The sequence below is a fragment of the Psychrobacillus syltrankelensis genome (assembly GCF_055454035.1).
Genome location: NZ_CM144227.1, coordinates 824211 through 845582, shown reverse-complemented (window position 1 = coordinate 845582; position 21372 = coordinate 824211). Strand labels below are relative to the sequence as shown.

Sequence of the window (21372 nt, the reverse complement as noted above, 5' to 3'; positions counted from 1 at the left end):
AGTGTACGAGTTTATACTTTATTGGAGGATTTTCACTTTCTTTGGCGAATATTGTCACTGGGAGGAGATTATAAATGAATGAAGTATGGATAGTAATACTGACTAGCACAGTAAGTACAGCGATAATTAATATTGGGTGGAAATTTTATGAAAATAAAAGTTCGTTTAAAAATGCTAAGTATATGCAAATCAGTAATTATTACCGCGAGTCGAGTGGTAAGGAGATGCACAGAATAATAGAATTCTGGACAGAAATGTTGTTTTTGATGGATGATCCAAAGGTTAAGAAAAAAATGGACGATGGAAAACATCTGAAAAGTTTGTTGAACAATACATATTTATATTCCTCACCAGAAACATGCAAACGGTTAGCGGAATTTCAACAATATAATTATACTAAACTAGGTAGCACTGATAGTGATAATATTGAAATACTGATCTTAATAGCAGGAATAGTTGTCTCATTGAAACACGATTTTACTGGTGAATGGGTTAGTATTGAAGAAGTATTAAAGATAAAATTAACTGATTTTAATGTACATAAAAATGCAATCTCAAAACAGATAAAAAATTATAAGTACAAACAGTAAGCACTTGGTATAATGCAGGTGCTTTTTTTATATCTAAAAAGCAAATAGCATAATGGGGTGATTGAAAATAATGAAGATTTCGGAGGTGGTGTTATGGTAGATGGTTGAAAAGTATGAGCTAGCCGAAAAAGATTACTTGGCTGGCATGAAATATAAAGACATAGCGGAGAAATACGATGTATCAATAAACACAGTTAAGTCTTGGAAAACTCGACATAAATGGTCGAAAGATACAACTAAAAAAAGTGTGCACACAAAAACAAAAAGGGTGCATACAAAAAAAGAAGTAATAGAGCCTGTTGTTGAGTCGGATGCACTGACTGATAAACAACGGCTTTTTTGCATCTACTACATTAAGTACTACAACGCAACAAAGGCTTATCAAAAAGCTTATGAATGTGCTTATACAACAGCGATGGTTGAAGGACATAGACATCTAAGAAATCCTAAGATATCCAAAGAGATTGATAGGATGAAAGAAGAACAAACGAATGAGTTGAAGCTCGATATTAAAGATGTGATTCAGAAGTATATCGATATTGCTTTTGCCGATATTACAGATTACTTGAAGTTCGGCAGAGAAGAAGAAATCGTTTATAACGAACGTGGAGAACCTGAGCTTGATGCCAATAGCAATGTTAAAACGCAAGCTTACAACTACGTCCATCTGAATGATTCTAGTGAGATAGATGGAACGATATTGACTGAGGTTAAGCAAGGTCGTGATGGTATTACAGTGAAACTTGCTGACAAAATGAAGGCATTAGAAGCACTTGAAAAGTACGTCGGTTTCATGAGTGAGGAACAGAAAGCACGAGTGGACTTATTGAAATCTAAGGTACCTAACCAAAACACAGTAGATATGAATAAGCAAATTGTTGCCCTTGCGGATCTAATCAACAATCCTGCACCGAAAAGGGTGATAGATGATGATTGATAACGGTTTAATTCCATACGCTCCATTGACAGCAAATCAAGCTGAATATATCAAGCAATCGCAAGATAGTTGGCTGAATGTTGCAGAGGGTGGAAAGCGTGCAGGAAAGAACATTATTAACTTGATTGCTTACGCTATGTGTTTAGAGATCCATCCAGATAAACTACATTTGGTTGCAGGAGTTTCATTAGGTGCCGCCAAAATGAACGCGATTGATTCAAATGGATTCGGTCTGCAACATCTATTTGCAGGACGTTGTCGTGAGGGTGAGTATAAAAATAGGGATGCCTTGTACATTCAAACCAAGACAGGAGAGAAAATTTGTCATTGTTGTAGGTGGCGGTAAAGCGAACGACGCTGCACGAATCAAAGGTAACTCATACGGAACAGTTTACATTACAGAAGTAAATGAGTGTCATCAAACGTTCGTTCAAGAAGTATTTGACCGTACACTTGCCAGTAGTAAGCGAAAGTTATTCTTTGACCTAAACCCTTTTCCTCCATCGCATTGGTTTTATCGGGATATATTAGATCATCAAGACTTACTTAAAAAACGTGGGGAGAATCCTGGTTACAACTATGGCCACTTCACGATTATGGAAAACATGTCGATTCCAGATGAACGTCTACGTGAAGTTTTACTTACTTATGATAAATCATCCCTTTGGTATCAGGCTGACATTTTAGGAAAGAGAACCGCTGCAACGGGTAGGATTTACACTGGCTACACATATAAAGATGTGGTTAAAACACGTGAATACCTTTTAGATAAGAAGTTTATTCAATTCTCTATTGGTGTAGACGTTGGTGGTACGGATGCTACAGTGGCGACGCTAACTGCTTTCACTCCAAACTATGCAGAAACTATATTGTTAGATGGCTATTACCACAAACAAGGCAAAGAATCTGGTTACACGCATGATCAGTATGCAAAAGAAATAGTCGATAAGATTGAAGAGTGGTCGGATACCTATCCGGCTTTTTTTGCGTCTGCTCATATCTTTGCGGAGTCAGCTGATAAGCTTTTCAGACAAGCACTAGCGAATGAATTGCAACGCAGAGGGATTCACATTCAGGTGGTTCCATCTTACGATATTGAAGAAGTTCCAGAAGTTAAGAAAATCGGTGGTGTAGAATTACCGATTCGAAGTGAAGTAGAAATTGAGATTGCTAATCGGACTATTGCTGTTTTAGGTTAATCAAAAAGAAGGATTTACTAAGCACATGTTGAATATGATAAATGAGGTGAAACAATGTCTGAATTTTTGAGCACTTTTGTATTCTTGTTACCAGGTGTAATGGCATATTTCTGGTTACAAGTTTTTGGTCTAAATCCATCCGTTAAACACACGCCACCAGAGTTTACAGGAATAGCTGCATTATTATGGCTGCCAGTTAGTTTTGCTACATTATTAGTTTTAAACATGTGGGGATATTTTATTAATAGCAAATATTTTTCCGTAGAAAGAGTTTGGTCTCTTGAAGCTTTAAATGATGCAACTTCAGATATTAGGTATTTGGTTTTGTTCCTATTAGTAAGTTTCATAATGAGTTTCTTTATTTGTTGGTTCTGGACTCTTTGGGGGCATGAGTTTATAAGGGAAATGATAAACAAGGTGAGGAAAACGAGAAAGATAGCACCACTATCTTCAAGTTCTTCAGTTTGGGAAGAATTTTTTATTAAAATTAATAATGAGGATAAAGATCAGGATGATAACTCTATTGCTAAAGAGGCAGTCTATATTGTCCATAAGATTGATAAGCCAGAAGAATTCATTATAGGCTCAATGACTAAAGCATCGAGACCTATAGAAGTTGATAAAGCACTGGTTTTAGAAGACACTTCACAATGGATGGAATCGACTAAAAATGATTTCGAATTTGACATACTTAGGGTGTATATTGATACCAAATCAGGAATGGTTGTAAAAGAAATAGACTTTAAAAATCCAAAAAACAAACCCATTCCTGATCTTTAAGACCAATTTATTTTTTCTTAGGTGGCGGAGACACTTTTCTACCTTCTACTGCGAATAGCTTTCGGGCAGACGAAGATTTACTGCTATTTTTACTGGGTGGTTTTGCTTGTGAATTTTCTTTAGTCATTTCAATACTCCAATCTACCATGCTAATATTTACTTTAAGATTTTATTTACGAGGTTTTGGAGTCAATGGAGGTGATACCTTTTTACCATCGACGGATCTTTCCTCTGTGCTCTTTTTATTTAGTTCAATAAATTTAATATTTACATTGGTCATACTAAACCCCTCCTTTTTAAATTTTGTGTGGACCAAATGTAATAATTCGACACATAACAATATTATCTTTATTCTAATAGAACTTTTAGGTTTTGGTGAATTAATGTATTTTTACTTATAAGAAGGATTCCTTCCTCCTTTGTCGAATTGTGGATGAGAGAGGAGGGGTTTTAATGCACAGGAATTATGATTCGGTTAATTTAATTGATATTAAAGAATATAAGAGACTCGAAAAAGTATTAGATAATGATATACAAACGTTTTATGGGGAAGGGTTAGAAGATTTGATAGAGCAATTTGGAGATCTTGAGGATAAATTTTTCGATTTGGAAAATAGTATTATGGAAATTGAATCCTATATTGAAACCATTTTAGAAGAATTTAATACAGAAGAATCAATAGGTCAGAGGGTAATGCCAAATGCAGTCATTATTCATGAAAGCATACAAACTAAAGACTTGAAAATAAAAAGGTTTAAAGTAGAATTAGAAAATCATAAAAACCTTATTGAAGATTATGGCGAAAAAGAAATTAAAGCTTATTATTATTATTGTAAAAAAGGTTACTTCAAAGGGGATACTAATACTCATCTTTTTTTATTTCCAAAGGGAATTTGGCATGAAAGTATTTGTGAATGCTTAAAAATAACTGATATCATATCAAAAAATGATAACTTTAATCACTATCAGAATATTATTAACATGGGGCATCGAGTATTAGTTAAAATTAATGACAGTACAGCACCTTTTTTTATTAAAAAAATTGTAGGGAGTTTGATTGATACTAAGATTAATGAATTCCAAGAAGCGTATGAATCAGCATAGAATTAACTAATTATATTAATTGAAGAACGTCCAACCTGGCGTTCTTTTTGTTTTGCCAAAATTAAATATAGGAAGGTGGTCACCATGGTGATTACGTTAGAAAATTTTGAAATAGTAAGGTTTTATCTGTTTGGGAGCATTAAATTTTTAGACTTTTTACTAATCCTAATGCTTATCGATATTATAACTGGCATTGCTAAAGCAGTCAAAAACAAGCGGTTATTTAGCAAAACGGCGTTCATAGGATATCTAAAAAAAAATAACAATCTTCGGCGTGATTATTACATCTAACTTAATGGATCAAATGTTAAATCTAAATGGGATGTTAGCTAACGCTACGCTCTTTTTTTATGCGTTTTATGAGATAACATCTATATTGGAAAACAGTGCAGAACTAGGATTACCTGTACCAAAAATTATTCAAGATAAATTGAAAGTAATTGAACAAGAGAGTATAGGGAAAGAATAATGGTAGTGATTAATGATATAAGATATAAAACTGCACCGTCGCTAACAAAACGAAAAGAATCGGACATTAAGAAAATTGCACGTCATCACTCCGCTACACCGAGTGGTGACTATTTTGCCTTTTGGAACAACAGATGGAAAGGTCTTGGCTGGGGAAAAGGCGGCTACCACGAAATCATTTTGACGGACGGTACTGTACAACTTTGCTATGATGCCATTTATCCGACTAATGGAATAGCTAACCATAATTCATATGTTTATCATATATGCGTAGTCGGTAATGGTAAATTTACTGCAGCACAAGAACGAGTTTTTGAAGAGCGCTGCTTGTTAGCTATGAAACTTTTCGATTTATGTGTGGATGATGTTCTTGGACATAATGAATTTAAGGGAACGGCAACAGATTGTCCTGGTATTAATATGGATAGTGTACGTAATCGTTTAAAAGCTTTATTAGTACCTAACCAAGTTGGTGGAGTAACTAATGTTACTGACAATAAAATCATGTGGGGTAAGACAGAATTAAAACCAGGTCAAATTGTTAAGCTTACAATTCTTAAACAGATTAACTTGTGGACGGAAAAGGACGGTAAATTGGAAGAGGTAAGAGTACTAAATCCTACTGAAGAGTATCGAGTTTACGGTTATCGTGAAGATCACGGAGGGCAATATAATGTAGGTGGCGGTATGTGGGTTACTAAATTGGATGGATACATTAAATACGAAACTCCATCTAAAGCGATGTTAGCACAATTAAATAATAAATAACTATTAGCCCCGCTCATTAATTTGAGTGGGTTTTTTTATATTTTCTGATAATTATATAGACATCTAAACTTCCAAATTGTACTATATTAGTAAAGTATAAAGGAGGTCAATGTATGACTGATATAGCTAATATAATTGCAGAAACATTTAATAAGATGGCTATGCAAATGCTCGTGTTTGCAATTTGCGGAGTAGTTGGTTTCGTAGTTGTTTATTTTATCGTAAAAGCATTTAGTAGATCGCACCAATTCGCTAAATTCATTGGATTGATGGCAATGCTCTTGGTCTTTTATTATTCTTGGGGACCTATATTTGGGCAATAAAAAAGAGGTGGTTTCACTAGATATCTCCAATTTCAACACCTATATTTATTAGCTACGTCACCCTATCTCTATTTCAATAAATACTTTTACCAATTACTTTTGACTCATTTTATATGATTAGGAGGATTTTACTCATTATTTGTAGAAATAGGGAGTATAAGGGGGAATAAATATGGCGAAAAGTGTTCGGTTTGATTACTTTAAAGTTTATGCAATGTCGCTAAATCAACAAACAAATAATATGGAAGAAAGGCTTTGCGATTTGTCAGTTGTGTTACAAAATGCACAAGGCGTAGCTACTACGGACAGAGTTTTTGGTGTAGGGAATGATCTAGCTAGACTCCAAGAGATTTCATATAACAACAATATGTGGGAGTTGCATTTTCTCAGAATAAGGAAAGATAACTTTCCAGTAATAGCAAATGATGATGGCACTATTGATTTTTTTACCGATTTCGGAGACGAGGAAGGATTTGGAGAAGAAGTATCCGCAATTTATAATACTGAGAATCATGTTATAATGATTAGAAGAAACGGACTTAGCCTATCACCATCAGCTATTGCGAATTACTTTACCAAATTGATAAATCAAATTGGTTTTACTATCATTTTTAAACCACTCCTACATCCTAGGTCTTTAGAATTACTCCAAAGAGATCATTTGATAAGAAGTATTGAAGTGGGTGTTGCAGATGTTAAAAATGCATCACCTAGAACTAAAAGGGCTCTTGGGAGGATTGTAAGTAGTGCTGAAGAAATAGATGAATCTGTTAGTGTAGTATTCAAAATTGGAATAGAACAAAAAGGATCGAGAAAACATAGTAAATTACCTATATATGAAGAAATTGAAGGGTTTGCTACAGACGAAAATGTAAAAAGGGCGATTGTGAAGATTAAAGCAGACGAAGATGCAAGAGTTGAAAAAATGGATTTAATACAAAATCGATTAGTGGATTACGAGCTATTTTCAGACGAGGACATTGATGTGGAATCAAGAAATATAAGACATACAACTGTTGTATCCCGAATGCATAGATTATTTAGAACTAGGAATAATGATATAAATAATATTTATGAATGAGGTGTAAATTATGCGCAGGGGTTGGGAACTATATTACCCTCTGATACTCGCTGTGTTAAGCGCTATAGCAATATTTTTTTTAAAATGGGACGTTGGTAGCGTAAAAAATTTTGCTTCTATTTTAAATGCTACAGTCACCTTGAGCGCTATTGTAATTGCTTTTTTGGGGACAATGCTCTCCATACTCATTACTGTTACAAATTCTGAAGTTATGAACAGGATAAAAAGTGAAGACGCAGAAGGAGACTTAACATCCTATATTAAACTAGCGGTTATTTCGGGTTTTATTCTTGCAGTGTATTCTATGATGTTAAATGTTTTCGAGGGATATGAAGGTCTAATATCAAGGATATTACTATGCATTTTTGTTGGATTGGTATTATATTTTGTTTTATCTTCTTATAGAATAATTAAGGTGTTCTCAGGAATATTAGAATCAATCTTAAAGGAAGGTAAAGAAGATGCAAAAGCAAGTTCTGCTAAAGCAAAAAAAGTCTTTACTCCACAAATTAATAAAGATTAAAAAGCTTCTCACACGAGATGCTTTTTTATTTGCCCAAAAATAGAATAAATTTCTTGTTGCATAAAAAAACATATGTTCGCATATACTTAATAAAAAGGAGGGAACAAATGTGCGTATATTATTAGAAAAGTATCTCAGTCGTGGTCAGTTTGTTGAGTTAATGTATCTTTCAAAATCAGGTGAAATCAGTAAACGAAGAGTGAAAGTAATTAATGTTCAAGGTGAAACATTCCAAGCATATTGTTTTAAACGGAATGCTAAACGTACTTTTCTAATCGATAACATGCTGGCACTTGTTCCTGTTAAGAAATATGAAAGGGATGTTATCTAATGGCATATTTCGATGAAATGATGGATCATAAATTGGATTTATCAAAAGTGCGAGATAGAGGCTCTAAAAAGTGGGTTGCTATGATGCTTCCAGAACACCTGAAACTCGTTCGTGAATACATCGACGAACAAAAGAAAGAGCCACGTCCACAATTAAATGAATGGGATCTAGATATTATTCAAGAGAACATCCAAATTGCAATGAAACGAAATGTTGAGGTAGAAATAAAGACTTGGAAAGACGGAGCTTTTGTTTTCCATATCGGAAAATTTACTTGGGTGGATTTAAAGAAAAGAAAAATCGAAATGGAAGATGTATTTAAATCGTTTGTGCTACAGCTAGATGATATAGTAGATGTGACTGTATTGGAATAACTTTTAGGAGTGTATCTATCACTCCAATAGCAGGAAATAGAAAATACATGATTCATAAATTTCAATATAGAGGCATATTAATTTACTTTAACTATAACTTTCGATTAAATAAAAGTAACAACAAAAAGTAACAAAAAAATAACATTAAAAGTGAAAACAAGTGAAAAAATATGAAAAGAGAAGTAGAATGTATTATAGAAATCCCTTTAAATAAAGGGATAATGAACATAAACGAAAGTGGGAGAAACCATGAACGCGTACGATGAGTATATGAAGCAAGTTGTAAAACCAATGAGAAGTGAGCTAACAAATGCAGGTTTTAAAGAACTAGTAACTGCTGATGATGTGCAAGATTATATGGCAAAAGCTGAAGGAGTATCTTTAATCGTTATTAACTCAGTGTGTGGCTGTGCAGCAGGTTTAGCAAGACCAGCAGTAGTAGCTGCTTTAAATGAACTAGAAATTAAACCAAACAATTTGGTAACAGTATTTGCTGGACAAGATCAAGAAGCTACAGCTACGATGAGAGGTTATTTTGAAGAAGTCCCACCAAGCTCACCTTCCATCGCAATTTGGAAAGAAGATCAATTAGCATATTTCATCCCACGTGAACAAATAGAAAGCAATTCAATGGAAACAATTAAGGATCATTTATTTGGTGTGCTTTCACAAATTGTTACTTCATGAGCGCTATTGTAACTACTGCCGGAAGAACGAATGAAAAGTTTATTGAATTAGCAAAACAAATAGCAATTGACCTTTCATTGCCCTATTTGAATAGGGAAAAGAAATCCGTAGAAGTTATGCAAGTAAAGTTTCAATCTGATGTGTTAGTAGTAAGTAAGGAAAGATTAGAGTTATACCCTTATGGGGTTAAGACTCCTTTTTTCTTCCATCCAAACTCCGCTGCTTTTCGCTTGAAAAGATTACTTAAAGGTCAACAAGACCTTTTCTTGCAAGCAACTAACTTGCAAAAAGGGGATCGTTTCTTGGATACAACAGCGGGACTCTGCTCTGATAGTATTATTGCTGCACATGCTGTAGGAGATACAGGAATCGTCCATGCTTGTGAAGTAAATAGACTGATAGCATACATAGTCGCTACTGGTTTAAAAAGTTACAAAACGGATTTTTGTGAGCTTCAATCATGTATGCATAATGTAAATTTATATTCTCAAGATGCATTAGAAGTATTAAAATTGGCAGAGTCTAACTCCTATGATGTTGTTTATGTGGATCCTATGTTTGAAGAAATAATTGAAGAATCTTCTAACTTTGAAGCTCTTCGTAAAGTTGGAGAGCATAATCTATTAACAGAGGAATGGGTGGAAGAAGCGAAAAGAGTGGCTAAGAAACGAGTTGTTTTAAAAGCTCACTTTAGATCTGAATTATTTCAAAAATTTGGATTTAACCAATTAGAAAGACAATCTTCCAAATTTCATTACGGTATTATAGAAATAACATAACTATATAAAAACGCTTTGCATCAAATTGCAAAGCGTTCTTGTTTTAAAATTAGTCAGTAAAGTTAAGAGAAATTAAATATCCTAAAAAGAATAAAAAACCGATTCCAATTACTATGCTTGTATCCATTATAAATTCTCCTCCTTCAAAAAAACGTGCTGTATGTTTACATTATTTATTGTACAATGAATAATAAGAAGTTGAAACCTTTTGTTCCTAAAAACGTATTATATCATAATGAGTGTTTTAAAATTGGTCAAAAATAGAAGGTGATGTAAAATGAAGAAATGGTTTAAAAAATCCATAATAATAACAGTAGCATTATTAACATTTGGTCTTATTTCTCCTGATCATCTCATTTGGGAGCAATTATTAGATCCAAAAAATCCCGAGAAGTCATTATTTTCGGATACAGAGTCTTTAAGACATGAGCAAGTTTCTTTATTAAAGGAACAGGATTTTAAAGATTCAATTTCAATTACAGCAAGAGAACAAGCATACATAAAATTTGGTGAACGTATCGGTCCAGTAATCAGAAATGAGTTCGATGATGTAATTTTTCCACGTATTCAAGAAGTTATTAACACAACCGTTTCTAATACGGAACCAGAAAAGGTCGTAAACTTAGCAATAACTGAGCAACCATCTGGTGAATATCACGAAAAGATTTTTCACATTTATAACAACGATACTAGAAAAGATTTAATACGATTTCATGTAAGAACAGATAAAAAACCTCAAGAAGGTTATTATTTTAATTTCCATTATCATCTCGCTAAAGATAATTATGCAAAACATTATGCATTAGGTGAAATTTATTGGTCAAAAAACACTCCTCCTAAATGGCTTTCCTAAACATTTAATGCCCTCTTGTCGTAAAGAGGGCATTTTTTAGTTATAATGGATTCTATACTAGAAGGTAAAAAGGGGCTTTACAAATGGAGCAGTATTTAAATTTATGTAGACATATAAAAGACTATGGCGTAATGAAAGAAGATAGGACGGGAACTGGTACTAAAAGTGTATTTGGTTATCAAATGCGTTTTGATTTGGAGAAAGGTTTTCCATTATGTACTACAAAAAAGATAGCATTTCGTTTAGTAGTAAGTGAGTTATTATGGTTTATTAAAGGAGATACAAATGTCAAAACTTTAATAGAAGCTAATAATCATATTTGGAATGAATGGGCTTTTGAAAAATGGGTGAAAAGTAAAAGTTATGAAGGACCGGATATGACTAATTTTGGAGTTAGAGCTGCTAATGATCCTGCATTTAAAACCATTTTCGATGACCAAATGGAATTATTTTGTGCAAAAATAATATCAGACGAACAATTTGCTGAGAAATTTGGTGATTTAGGACCGGTTTATGGAAAACAATGGCGTTCTTGGCCAGGACATAACGGAGAAACAATTGATCAACTAAAGAACCTAATTGACCAAATAAAAAATAATCCAGATTCGCGTAGACATATCATTACAGCATGGAATCCAGCCGAAATTGATGAGATGGCTCTTCCACCTTGTCACTCCTTCATGCAATTTTACGTAGCGAAAGGAAAGCTTTCATGTCAATTGTATCAACGTAGTGCAGATGTTTTCTTAGGAGTGCCATTTAACATTGCATCTTATGCGTTATTAACACATTTAATAGCGAAGGAATGTGATCTGGAGGTTGGAGAATTTGTCCATACTCTTGGTGATGCACATTTATATTCTAACCATATGGAACAAATGGATACTCAATTAAACCGTAATCCAAAACCACTGCCAACATTAATACTTTCTTCGGATAAAAAATCTATATTTGATTTTGAATTAGAAGATATTTTCCTAGAGGGCTACGACCCACATCCTCGTATAAAGGCACCCATTGCTGTTTAAAATATGATAGGAGGAAGTAAAAATGATATCATTAATAGTAGCACATGATCCAAATAGGGTAATGGGACTAAACAACAAAATGCCTTGGTATATACCAGGTGATTTAGCTTATTTTAAAGATAAAACGATGAGTAAGGCCATTGTTATGGGTCGAAAAACGTATGAATCCATTGGAAGAGTCCTTCCTGGGCGAAAAAATATAATTATTACAAGAAATCCTTCCTATAAAGTGGAGGGTGCTGAAGTAGTTAATTCGATTGAAGAAGCACTTAAAATTGCAGAAAGTTTTCACGAAGAAGTAATGATTATCGGCGGAGAACAAATTTTTAAAGAAGTACTACCAAAAGCGAATCGTCTTTATATTACTTATATTCAAAATGTTTTTGAGGGAGACACATTCTTTCCTACTTATAATAGTGATGAATGGATGCTTGTCGATACAACGGAAGAAATGAAGACTGTTGATGGGATAACATATGCCTATTTAATTTATGATAAAAAAAAGAAATAACTCCATTATCGTGAAATTGCTGAAAATATTTCATTAAAATTAGATATAAAAAAGTTCAAATATTGATTTTACAGTCATATATTGAAAATAGAATCCAAGGTATTGACACTAAATTCAAAATCAAATACTTTATGAAAAAAGTAAACTGTCTAATATACAAAAAATCGAAATAGCAATTCTTCTTATAATTGGTGTTTAGAGGAAAGAAGGGTTTTTGTGTCTAAAATTCATATTGTAACGGATTCAACGGCGGATTTATCAAAAGAGTTGATAGAAACCTTTCAAATTCATGTTGTTCCATTGACACTACAAATAGACGGAGAATCATTTGTTGACGGAGTAAATATTCAACCAGAAGAGTTTTTAGAAAAAATGGGTTCATCAAAAGAATTACCTAAATCATCTCAGCCAGCGGCAGGTGTCTTTAAGGAATTGTATGATAAACTTGGAGAAAATGGAGATCAAATATTATCTATTCATATGACTGGTGGCATGAGTGGAACGGTGAAGTCGGCGGAAGCTGCGGCTGAAATGTCTGATTCTGATGTAACAGTCATTGATTCAAAATTTATTTCTTTTGCATTATCCTTCCAGGTAGAGGAAGCAGCGAGAATGGCTGATAGGGGAGAAACATTAGAGGCAATTTTGAAAAGGTTAAATAAAATTCAAATTAATACTAATTTGTATGTAGTAGTGGATACCCTCGATAATTTAGTAAAAGGTGGGAGAATCGGTAAAGGATCTGCCATATTAGGCTCGTTGTTATCGATTAAACCAATTGCTAGTTTAGCTGGTGGTGTTTATACGCCAATAACGAAAGTAAGAAGTCATAAACAAGTAGTTAGTTTTTTATTTAAACAATTTTCTGAAGATACAAAAGGAAAAATAGTAAAAGCAGTTGGAATCTCTCATGCAAATGGTTTAGCCATGGCAACACCATTAATGAAGCTAATTGAAGAATCTGGCTTTAAGCAAATTCAAGTCTCTTTTACTTCTCCTATTATTAGTACGCATACGGGGCCAGGTGCTATTGGGTTTATGTATATGACAGAGTAGGTAGTTGGAAAGCAGGGGTTTATCCCTGCTTTTATTTTTAAAGATAAGAAACTATATGAATTTATTATCTAGGAAACTAGTCTTTACAATGACTTGAAGAGTTTTTTTAATGGTGGCTCATTTATGAACGATTTTCCATATAGATAGCGTCTTCCCCGAATTTAGCGCTCTGGTATTCGCTTTTCTCGGGGTCTCGTCTGTTTCGCTGATCCCGCAGGAGTCTCATACCACTGAGCTAATTCCTTATGTATAGGAATCTATATAGTGATGAAATCCCAGAAAATCTATTTAGCGTTGTGTAGTCTCTATCCTGCTAATCAGTCTATAAGGATCCGGATGGCCCTTTCTATTAGTTGTTTGGAGTAGCGTCCGCCCGATTCCAACTGGGAAGTTGAGTAATAGAGACCCCAAAGGAGCAAAGCGATAAGCTTCGGAAAGCAACTGAGCGGAGTACGAAGATTGCCTGAGGGTGCTGGGGCTTTTCTTAATGAAAGGAGTTAGAAATGAAGTACATTTTTTACTTATTAAGTATTATCTTATTAGCAGGTTGTGAAAATCATGATACTTTTGCATTAGACTTTACGAAAAAGGAATCTATTTCTTTTGAAGAATATGTTATCCCTTATTCTTTTTTTCCAAGAACATTACGGTTGGTTGGAATTGGCGACTCCCTAACAAAAGGTGTAGGGGATGAGTTAAAAAAGGAAGGCTATATAGGAAGAGTAAAAAAAGAATTTTTACAATTTAATGGAATAGAAGATGTTATTTTAACCAATACTGCATTAAGAGGTAGAAGAAGTGACCAATTATTAAAACTTCTTAAAAATGGTGATATTGATTATGCAATTCGAAATGCAGATATTATGATGGTGACAATTGGTGGAAATGACTTGATGAAAATTGTGAAAAAAGATTTATTTAACTTAAAAGTAGAATCCTTTGAGAAAGGTTTAGTTTCGTTTGAAAATAATTATATGAAAATTATTGATAAGATTCGTAAGATTAATAGTAACGGAAAAATAGTGTTAATTGGTCTTTATAATCCTTTATCAACTGTGACCGAAGATTCTAGAGAGTTTGATAAAATTATTAATGAATGGAACGAAGCCATAGAAAATATTGCTAAAGACGATGAAAATGCTTGCTTTGTACCTATAGAAAAACTTTTTGATACAAATGCAGATCTAGTATATCACACAGATTTTTTTCATCCGAATAGCAAAGGGTATCAATTAATGGAAGAAACAATTATAAGCTACTTAGTAGATTGTGGTTTTATAGATGAGCAAAATAGGGAATTGTTGTTTTAAGGAGTTGATGAGATGAACAAATGGAAGATAGCATTCTTTTTACTTGTACTAATGATTATAGGGTTAGTGGTTGGATTATTTTATTGGATATCGGCTCCATCTGATTCATCCGAAGAACAGTTAGAAACAACTAACTATACAGGGAATGTGCTAACAGTAAATTCTACGAAAGAGGATTTTGAGGGTATTGCTAATACGTTTATGAAAAAAGCGATGGGTGGGAAGACTTTACCTTTAAATTTGGAACTAAAAGAACAAGTAATTTTAACTTCTGAATTAATCTTTTTTAGGAGTATTGTTCCTGTTAAAATGTATTTCGAACCTTTTGTTGAAGAAAACGGAGATATTCGTTTAGTGCAATCTTCTTTAGAAATTGGTAAAATAAAACTTCCACCAGAAACAGTATTAAAGGTATTAAAAGACTCCATTCAACTTCCTGATTGGATGATTGTTAAGCCTTCTGACAAAGAAGTTTTAATACAACTAGCGAGTATTCCAATGTCTTCCGGAGTACATGTACGTGCAAAAGAATTAAATTTAGCTGAAGATATAATTATTTTAGAAATAGTAATCCCAGAAGAGTGAGGAGGAAATAACTTGGAAAAAGCAACATTTGCAGGTGGGTGTTTTTGGTGTATGGTTAAACCTTTTGATACTTTTGAAGGTATTGAAAGTGTGATATCTGGCTATACAGGTGGTCTTGTTAAGAATCCAACTTATGAACAAGTTTGTTCTAATAATACAGGTCATTATGAGGCTGTTCAAATTACTTATAATCCAGAGATTTTCTCGTATGATCAGCTATTAGAAATCTTCTGGATGAATATAGATCCTACTGATGAAGAAGGTCAGTTTTTTGATAAGGGGAGTTCTTATCAAACAGCAATATTTTATCATTCAGATGAACAACGAGAAAAAGCTGAAAAATCAAAAGAAGATTTGGAAGCATCAAAAAAATTTCATTCAAAAATAGCTACTAAAATATTGCCTGCAAAAGAGTTTTACCCAGCTGAAACCTACCATCAAGACTACTATAAGAAAAATGCGACTCATTATAATCGGTATTATGTCGGTTCCGGAAGAGCGGCATTTATAGAGAAAACGTGGAGGGATTCCAAATGAAAAACAAATTAACAGATATGCAGTATTATGTGACACAGCAAAATGGAACTGAGCCACCTTTTCAAAACGAGTATGATAAGCATTTTGAAGAGGGGATTTATGTAGATATCGTATCAGGGAAACCATTATTTCATTCGAAAGATAAATACGATGCAGGTTGTGGTTGGCCAAGTTTTACAAGACCAATCGAATCTCTAGAAGTGGTCGAACATATTGATGATAGTCATGGGATGAGAAGAGTAGAAGTAAGAAGCAAGACCGCAGATTCGCATTTAGGACATGTGTTTCCAGACGGTCCCCCTGAAGAAACAGGATTACGTTATTGTATTAATTCTGCTTCTTTGCGATTTATACCAAAGACCCAGCTTGAAGAAGAAGGTTATGAAGATTATTTGAAATTGTTCTAAAAGCAGAATGGCATAAAGAACAGAGTAGCTGTTGTCAGAACGTTTCTACACTAAATTGATAAGAGACTACAACTCAAGATGCTTGAGAACCAATAATACCTCCTACACTTAATTGTATAAAGTGTATGAGGTATTTTTTTTAAAGGTCGTAACAGTTAAATGATGCCTACATAGCCGACAGATGGGAAGTAAGCTGAACTCAAGCAAAATAGGTAGTATTTGTTGATAGAGAAGCGCTAAGCGGACGAAATTTCATCTTCGTCCGCTTTTTAAAGAGTAGAATAGGATTTATTCTCTCATTATCCAAAGCTTATGTACCATGTCTCTATCTATTTCAAGAGGGCGACGGACAAACACTAGCCACAATATTACCAAAAAATGGCTCTTGAAGTGACGCAGTCACTTCAAGAGCCAAATTACAATGATAATAGTGTACCTAAGGTTTAGTCCAAAGCACTCGAGAAATAGGATAGACTTGGTGACTTAATGGACTACGCTTTTGTTATTTACAGTTTAAATTCATTCACTACTTTTCGAAGTTCGTCTGCTTGGTTAGATAATTCAACAGCGGAAGCGTTGATTTCTTCCATTGCAGCAGAGCCCTCTTGTGCAGCCGCAGCAGATGTTTCTGTATTTGTAGCAGTATTTTCTGCAATTTGGTTAACCTCAATAAAAGAAGCAGCAACTTCTTGACTAAAGCTAAGTGTTTCTTCGATTTGATTTACCATTTTGTCGATTATAGTAATTGTTTCATTAGTTTGGTTCATAATTTGTTCTAAAGATGTATTTGTTTCATTTGCAACTTCTACTCCACGAATCACATTTTCTACACCCTCATGATTTTGTTTTACGATTGAAGTAACTTCTGTTTGAATTGATGTCACAATACTAGTTACTTCTTTAGCTGCTTTTTGAGATTGCTCAGCAAGTTTACGAACTTCATCTGCTACCACTGCAAATCCACGGCCGTGTTCACCAGCTCTTGCAGCCTCAATCGCAGCGTTTAATGCAAGTAAATTTGTTTGTTCTGCAATTGCAGTAATAGTTTTAATAATTGAAGTAATTTCATATGATTTTGTTCCCAGTGCTTCAACGGTTTGAGAAGTGTTTGCCATTGTTTCCTCAATTCTCATCATAACATCACCAGAGTGGTGTACCGATTCTGCACCTCTACGAGCAGCAATCATCATATGATCAGTAGCCTCTTTTACCGCCTGGGCATCATTATTTAAATACCTAGTTGCCTCTTCGAGAGAGTTCATCTTTTGAATGGCGATATTCATACTTCTCATGGTTTGTTCACTTCCAGCAGCGATTTCATTAGTTGAGTCTGCTATAGATTGTATAGTAATTGCTGTTTCATCTGATGAAGCCATTAGTTCTTGTCCACTAGCTGAAACATTTTCGGTAAGTAAACTAACTCTTTTAACAAGATTTGCAATAGAGCCGATTAAAATATTTGTACTTTCAGCGATTTCACCAAACTCATCTTTTGATCGTACTTTAACGCGACGAGTTAAGTCACCACCCGCCTGGGCGATATCTAAAATTGAACGGTTAATCGCATATGTGCTTTTCTTTATGGAAAGAAATAAATATATTCCGAAAGAAATTGTTAATGCAACTGAAAAAATAGTTAATGCAATGAATAAGAATAAAGAAGTATTATTCCCTTTCTTTAAAAGGGCTATTTGTTCTGCATTGTTTTTAGCTAAAATTTCATTCATCGATTCGATATGTACATCTACATAATTCATTGCGGTTTTACCATTTCCGGCATTTACCAGCTTTTGCGCTGATTCAATTCCAGATTCATCTCGTATTTTAATTACTCGTTCTGAATATTGAAGATAAGTATTAAAAAATTGTTGAATAGATTGTATTTTTTGTAATTCTTCTGGTCTATCTTTATAGGTTTCATTTAATTCTTTTAAATGTGTAATAATTGCATCTTTATATTTTTTATGACTTCCCATATAATTTGATTTACCAGTAATAATATAGCTTTGTTCTGCGTAGGCCAGTTGATTTATTTCTGTTGATATTTGGTTTACCATCATTTGCTCTTTAATATCAACACTAGTAAACTTCTCTAATGCTTTCTGAGATGAATACATTTTAGTTGAAGTTAAGACAAGCATTGAAATTAAGATTATAATAAGAACAGAAAAGATGAGAATTACTCGACCTCTAATAGAATTTAAAATGTTAGTTTTAGATGAAGCAGGAAACTTTTTTTCTATCTGTTTCGTGTTTTTTAAAAAAGTAAAGATAGGTTTTCTTTTCTCCTTGTCTCTTTTCTTTTTCTGCTTATTTACTTTCGGTAACTTCAATGGTTTAATTTTTTTACTTATCCCCTTAAACAACCATATCAACCCTTTCTACTAGAAATACTTATTAATATTTTTAAGTTTACTTCTTTTAGATTAAATTATCTATATATTTTTGAATTTTCTATGACTTCATGACTAAAGGTGGAAAAAAATTATGAAACAATCGTTTTATTTATTTGCTTTAAAATTCCGGGGGGGACAAAAGAAGGATAAAAAAGCAATGTTTGCTGAAATCATGTTCAATCAACATGATTTCCCTAAAGCTGAAACTGATTTTGATTCCTTATCTAAGTATATTGAAGAACTTGCACATTCGAATATGAGCGCAACTGTTTTTGATGAACTTTGGGAACTGTATATTGAAGCTATTAACTAGCAATATAATTGCATTTCCATCTGAAAAAATGTATCATTAATCCGATAAGTAATAGAAATGAGGTCAAATAAATGAGTATACACATTAGTGCAAAAAAAGGTGAAATTGCGGATACAATTTTACTGCCAGGCGATCCACTTCGCGCGAAATATATTGCTGAAACATTTTTAGAAGATGTTGTTCAATATAACGAAGTTCGGAATATGTTTGGATATACAGGTACATATAAAGGAAAAAGAATTTCCGTTCAAGGTACTGGTATGGGCGTTCCTTCTATTTCTATTTACGTACATGAATTAATGAATGAATATGATGTACAAAAATTAATACGTGTTGGTACTTGTGGAGCAATCCAAAAAGATGTAAAAGTACGTGACGTAATTCTTGCTCAAAGTGCTTCAACAGATTCTACTTTGAACAAAGTGTTATTAAATGATGTTAGTTATGCGCCAACAGCGGATTTTGATTTATTATATAAAGCATATAATGTTGGTAAAGAAGCTGGTTTGAGTCTAAAGGTAGGTAATGTATTCACTGCGGATTTATTCTACAATGAGAATGCTCAAAACGAAAAATGGGCTGATTATGGTGTACTTGCAGTTGAAATGGAATCTGCAGCACTATATACTTTAGCTGCTAAATTCGGTCGTCAAGCTCTTTCTGTATTAACTGTAAGTGACCATATAATTACAGGGGAAGCAACTACTTCTGAAGAGCGTCAAACAACTTTCAATGACATGATTGTAGTTGCATTAGAAGCGGCTATTCTAGACTAAGACTTTCAGCTATTTGTTTGAATGTCTTACAAAGATTTCTTCTATGATAGATCTTATCTTCATAAATAGACTGTCATTTTGATGACAGTCTATTTTTAAAATCTCTTTAAGTTTTTTTGGAAAAGGGTGAAAAATTTGGACGAACAAAAGAAATCAAACGAAGAATTAGAATCATCAGAAATAAAATCAGTATCTCGTTATATAAAGATGAAACCATTTGTTTTTCTAATGATGATTTTTGCCTTAATAATAGCGACTACAGCGATTACAATGTTTTCTCTTACCATAGGGAAGGATAAACTTGTGGGTGAACTAAAACCTCAATCGGAGCGAGCAGAGTTCTCTAAGTTATATCTTGCTTATGACAAATTAAAAGAAGAATACTATAAAGATATTGATCAAGATGCTATTGTTAATGGCGCGATTAATGGAATGATAGATGCATTAGATGACCCATACTCTGATTACATGAATAAAGAAGAGGCATCTCAATTTAATGAGAGTATATCTTCAAGTTTTCAAGGAATCGGTGCAGAAATTCAAGAGAGAGACGGAGTAATAACAATCGTTTCTCCTATTAAAAATTCTCCTGCTGAAAAAGCGGGTTTATTACCAAATGACAAAATTTTGGCGGTTGATGGAAAAGATATTAAAGGATTTACTGCTTCTGAAGCAGTACTACTAATTCGTGGTAAAAAGGGAACCGAGGTTAATCTGACCGTTAATCGTGGTGAAAATGCTACCATGGATATAAAAATCGTCCGTGATAATATCCCAATAGAAACTGTTTATGCTGAAATGGTTGGAGATAATGTTGCTCATATCATTATTTCAAGCTTTTCATTGAATACGTATGATGAACTACTTAAAGCTATTGATGAGATGAATAAACAAGGAATGAAAGCACTAGTCCTAGATGTGCGCCAAAATCCAGGAGGACTTCTTAATAGAGCTATTGATATTTCTAATTTATTCGTTGAAGATGGAAAACCAATTCTTCAAATTGAAGATAAGGGGAGTACTGATGTAACAACTGCATCGCCTGGAAAGAAATTAAAAGTGCCTGTTTCTTTAATAATTGATGGTGGTAGTGCATCTGCATCCGAAATTTTAGCTGGCGCTTTGAGTGAATCCGCTAAAGTTCCATTGGTTGGATTAAATTCATTTGGTAAAGGGACAGTTCAAACTGTAAATGATCTTCCAGATGGATCTAACATTAAAATTACTACAGCAAAATGGTTAACACCTAAAGGTAATTGGATACATGAGAAAGGGATTGCTCCGGATTATGAAGTAGATTATCCTTCTTATGCAATGCTTGCACCACTAGACCCGTCTGTAATATTAAAAGAAAATCAGTCTTCTGAAGCTATTCAGAATGCTAAAGAAATGATGAAGGCAATTGGATATGAAGTCGGAGAAGTGAATGAAAATTTCGATGCGCAATTTGCTAAATCTGTGAAAAAATTTCAGACGGATAATAATATTGCATCGACAGGCGAGTTAACGGGAGAAACCTCGTTTATTTTAATGGATAAACTTCGTGAAAAAATAGTAAAAGATGATCCTCAGTTACAAAAAGCTAAAGAAGTAGTATTAGAGCTTCTAAAAAAATAAAGGTCTGGATGCTCCTCACAGATTTTAAATAGAGATTGC

28 protein-coding genes are annotated in these 21372 nt (G+C 33.6%); 27 read left to right on the top strand and 1 reads right to left on the bottom strand.

All coding sequences use genetic code 11. The features are described from left to right. Nucleotides 1–74 precede the first annotated feature (74 nt). The 24 genes from ACTSKG_RS04370 (at nt 75) to msrB (ending at nt 16231) form a co-directional block, all read left to right on the top strand. Complete coding sequence (locus tag ACTSKG_RS04370) at nt 75–590, top strand: hypothetical protein (RefSeq protein ID WP_464756927.1); 516 nt, start codon at nt 75–77, stop codon at nt 588–590. Between the two features lie 100 nt (nt 591–690). Continuing rightward, nucleotides 691–1527: a terminase small subunit gene (locus tag ACTSKG_RS04365; RefSeq protein ID WP_464756926.1), complete on the top strand. Its 837-nt coding sequence runs from the start codon at nt 691–693 to the stop codon at nt 1525–1527. After that, entirely contained in the window at nt 1520–1873 is a 354-nt protein-coding gene (locus ACTSKG_RS04360; RefSeq protein WP_464756924.1) for a hypothetical protein, read from the top strand. The genes ACTSKG_RS04365 and ACTSKG_RS04360 overlap by 8 nt, the downstream gene beginning before the upstream one ends. Then, a complete protein-coding gene (locus tag ACTSKG_RS04355) occupies nt 1794–2726 on the top strand; it encodes a hypothetical protein (protein ID WP_464756923.1) in 933 nt (310 codons plus the stop codon). Before ACTSKG_RS04360 ends, ACTSKG_RS04355 begins: the two co-directional genes overlap by 80 nt. 54 nt (nt 2727–2780) lie before the next feature. Beyond that, nucleotides 2781–3506 (top strand): hypothetical protein, encoded by a 726-nt coding sequence (locus tag ACTSKG_RS04350; RefSeq protein WP_464756922.1) that lies wholly within the window; start codon nt 2781–2783, stop codon nt 3504–3506. 453 nt (nt 3507–3959) lie between these two features. After that, nucleotides 3960–4610 (top strand): hypothetical protein, encoded by a 651-nt coding sequence (locus tag ACTSKG_RS04345; protein WP_464756921.1) that lies wholly within the window; start codon nt 3960–3962, stop codon nt 4608–4610. 84 nt (nt 4611–4694) lie between these two features. Continuing rightward, nucleotides 4695–4901: a phage holin family protein gene (locus ACTSKG_RS04340; RefSeq protein WP_464756920.1), complete on the top strand. Its 207-nt coding sequence runs from the start codon at nt 4695–4697 to the stop codon at nt 4899–4901. Between the two features lie 4 nt (nt 4902–4905). Continuing rightward, complete coding sequence (locus ACTSKG_RS04335) at nt 4906–5079, top strand: phage holin family protein (RefSeq protein ID WP_464757969.1); 174 nt, start codon at nt 4906–4908, stop codon at nt 5077–5079. Continuing rightward, the gene (locus ACTSKG_RS04330; protein WP_464756919.1) at nt 5079–5846 is read left to right on the top strand and encodes a peptidoglycan recognition protein family protein; all 768 of its coding nucleotides are present in this window, start codon (nt 5079–5081) and stop codon (nt 5844–5846) included. Before ACTSKG_RS04335 ends, ACTSKG_RS04330 begins: the two co-directional genes overlap by 1 nt. Before the next feature lie 113 nt (nt 5847–5959). Beyond that, a complete protein-coding gene (locus tag ACTSKG_RS04325; RefSeq protein ID WP_464756918.1) occupies nt 5960–6169 on the top strand; it encodes a hypothetical protein in 210 nt (69 codons plus the stop codon). 172 nt (nt 6170–6341) lie between these two features. Beyond that, nucleotides 6342–7250, top strand: a complete 909-nt coding sequence (locus ACTSKG_RS04320; protein ID WP_464756917.1) for a DUF6731 family protein — start codon at nt 6342–6344, stop codon at nt 7248–7250. Nucleotides 7251–7260: 10 nt separating this feature from the next. Continuing rightward, nucleotides 7261–7773, top strand: coding sequence for a hypothetical protein (locus tag ACTSKG_RS04315; RefSeq protein WP_464756916.1), 513 nt, complete (start codon nt 7261–7263; stop codon nt 7771–7773). A 109-nt stretch (nt 7774–7882) separates the two neighbouring features. Then, entirely contained in the window at nt 7883–8104 is a 222-nt protein-coding gene (locus ACTSKG_RS04310; RefSeq protein WP_464756915.1) for a transcriptional regulator, read from the top strand. Then, nucleotides 8104–8478: a YolD-like family protein gene (locus ACTSKG_RS04305; protein WP_464756913.1), complete on the top strand. Its 375-nt coding sequence runs from the start codon at nt 8104–8106 to the stop codon at nt 8476–8478. The genes ACTSKG_RS04310 and ACTSKG_RS04305 overlap by 1 nt, the downstream gene beginning before the upstream one ends. Before the next feature lie 249 nt (nt 8479–8727). Continuing rightward, nucleotides 8728–9165 carry a BrxA/BrxB family bacilliredoxin gene (locus ACTSKG_RS04300; protein ID WP_464756912.1) on the top strand — a complete coding sequence of 146 codons (438 nt, stop codon included), beginning with the start codon at nt 8728–8730 and terminating at the stop codon, nt 9163–9165. After that, nucleotides 9162–9944 (top strand): class I SAM-dependent methyltransferase, encoded by a 783-nt coding sequence (locus tag ACTSKG_RS04295; RefSeq protein ID WP_464756911.1) that lies wholly within the window; start codon nt 9162–9164, stop codon nt 9942–9944. Before ACTSKG_RS04300 ends, ACTSKG_RS04295 begins: the two co-directional genes overlap by 4 nt. 277 nt (nt 9945–10221) lie before the next feature. Continuing rightward, nucleotides 10222–10797: a YpjP family protein gene (locus ACTSKG_RS04290; protein WP_464756910.1), complete on the top strand. Its 576-nt coding sequence runs from the start codon at nt 10222–10224 to the stop codon at nt 10795–10797. Between the two features lie 83 nt (nt 10798–10880). Then, nucleotides 10881–11825, top strand: coding sequence for a thymidylate synthase (locus ACTSKG_RS04285; RefSeq protein ID WP_464756909.1), 945 nt, complete (start codon nt 10881–10883; stop codon nt 11823–11825). A gap of 22 nt (nt 11826–11847) precedes the next feature. After that, the gene (locus ACTSKG_RS04280; protein ID WP_464756908.1) at nt 11848–12336 is read left to right on the top strand and encodes a dihydrofolate reductase; all 489 of its coding nucleotides are present in this window, start codon (nt 11848–11850) and stop codon (nt 12334–12336) included. Between the two features lie 216 nt (nt 12337–12552). Further along, nucleotides 12553–13392: a DegV family protein gene (locus tag ACTSKG_RS04275; protein ID WP_464756907.1), complete on the top strand. Its 840-nt coding sequence runs from the start codon at nt 12553–12555 to the stop codon at nt 13390–13392. 503 nt (nt 13393–13895) lie between these two features. Further along, nucleotides 13896–14702 (top strand): GDSL-type esterase/lipase family protein, encoded by an 807-nt coding sequence (locus ACTSKG_RS04270; RefSeq protein ID WP_464756906.1) that lies wholly within the window; start codon nt 13896–13898, stop codon nt 14700–14702. A gap of 12 nt (nt 14703–14714) precedes the next feature. Then, nucleotides 14715–15287 carry a YpmS family protein gene (locus ACTSKG_RS04265; protein ID WP_464756905.1) on the top strand — a complete coding sequence of 191 codons (573 nt, stop codon included), beginning with the start codon at nt 14715–14717 and terminating at the stop codon, nt 15285–15287. A 51-nt stretch (nt 15288–15338) separates the two neighbouring features. Further along, on the top strand, nt 15339–15824 hold the full coding sequence (gene msrA, locus ACTSKG_RS04260) for a peptide-methionine (S)-S-oxide reductase MsrA (RefSeq protein WP_464757968.1): 486 nt from the start codon (nt 15339–15341) through the stop codon (nt 15822–15824). Then, a complete protein-coding gene (gene msrB / locus ACTSKG_RS04255; protein ID WP_464756904.1) occupies nt 15821–16231 on the top strand; it encodes a peptide-methionine (R)-S-oxide reductase MsrB in 411 nt (136 codons plus the stop codon). The genes msrA and msrB overlap by 4 nt, the downstream gene beginning before the upstream one ends. A gap of 506 nt (nt 16232–16737) precedes the next feature. Here the strand turns inward: msrB and ACTSKG_RS04250 are convergent. Continuing rightward, nucleotides 16738–18597 (bottom strand): methyl-accepting chemotaxis protein, encoded by a 1860-nt coding sequence (locus tag ACTSKG_RS04250; protein ID WP_464756903.1) that lies wholly within the window; start codon nt 18595–18597, stop codon nt 16738–16740. A gap of 121 nt (nt 18598–18718) precedes the next feature. On the opposite strand from ACTSKG_RS04250, the gene ACTSKG_RS04245 reads away from it, so the two are divergent. The 3 genes from ACTSKG_RS04245 to ACTSKG_RS04235 all read left to right on the top strand — a co-directional run bounded on the left by ACTSKG_RS04245 (nt 18719) and on the right by ACTSKG_RS04235 (nt 21333). Next, nucleotides 18719–18940, top strand: a complete 222-nt coding sequence (locus ACTSKG_RS04245) for a YozE family protein (protein ID WP_464756902.1) — start codon at nt 18719–18721, stop codon at nt 18938–18940. Nucleotides 18941–19011: 71 nt separating this feature from the next. Then, complete coding sequence (gene deoD, locus ACTSKG_RS04240) at nt 19012–19716, top strand: purine-nucleoside phosphorylase (RefSeq protein ID WP_464756901.1); 705 nt, start codon at nt 19012–19014, stop codon at nt 19714–19716. A 135-nt stretch (nt 19717–19851) separates the two neighbouring features. Then, nucleotides 19852–21333 (top strand): lmo1851 family serine protease, encoded by a 1482-nt coding sequence (locus ACTSKG_RS04235; RefSeq protein ID WP_464756900.1) that lies wholly within the window; start codon nt 19852–19854, stop codon nt 21331–21333. Nucleotides 21334–21372: the final 39 nt, after the last annotated feature.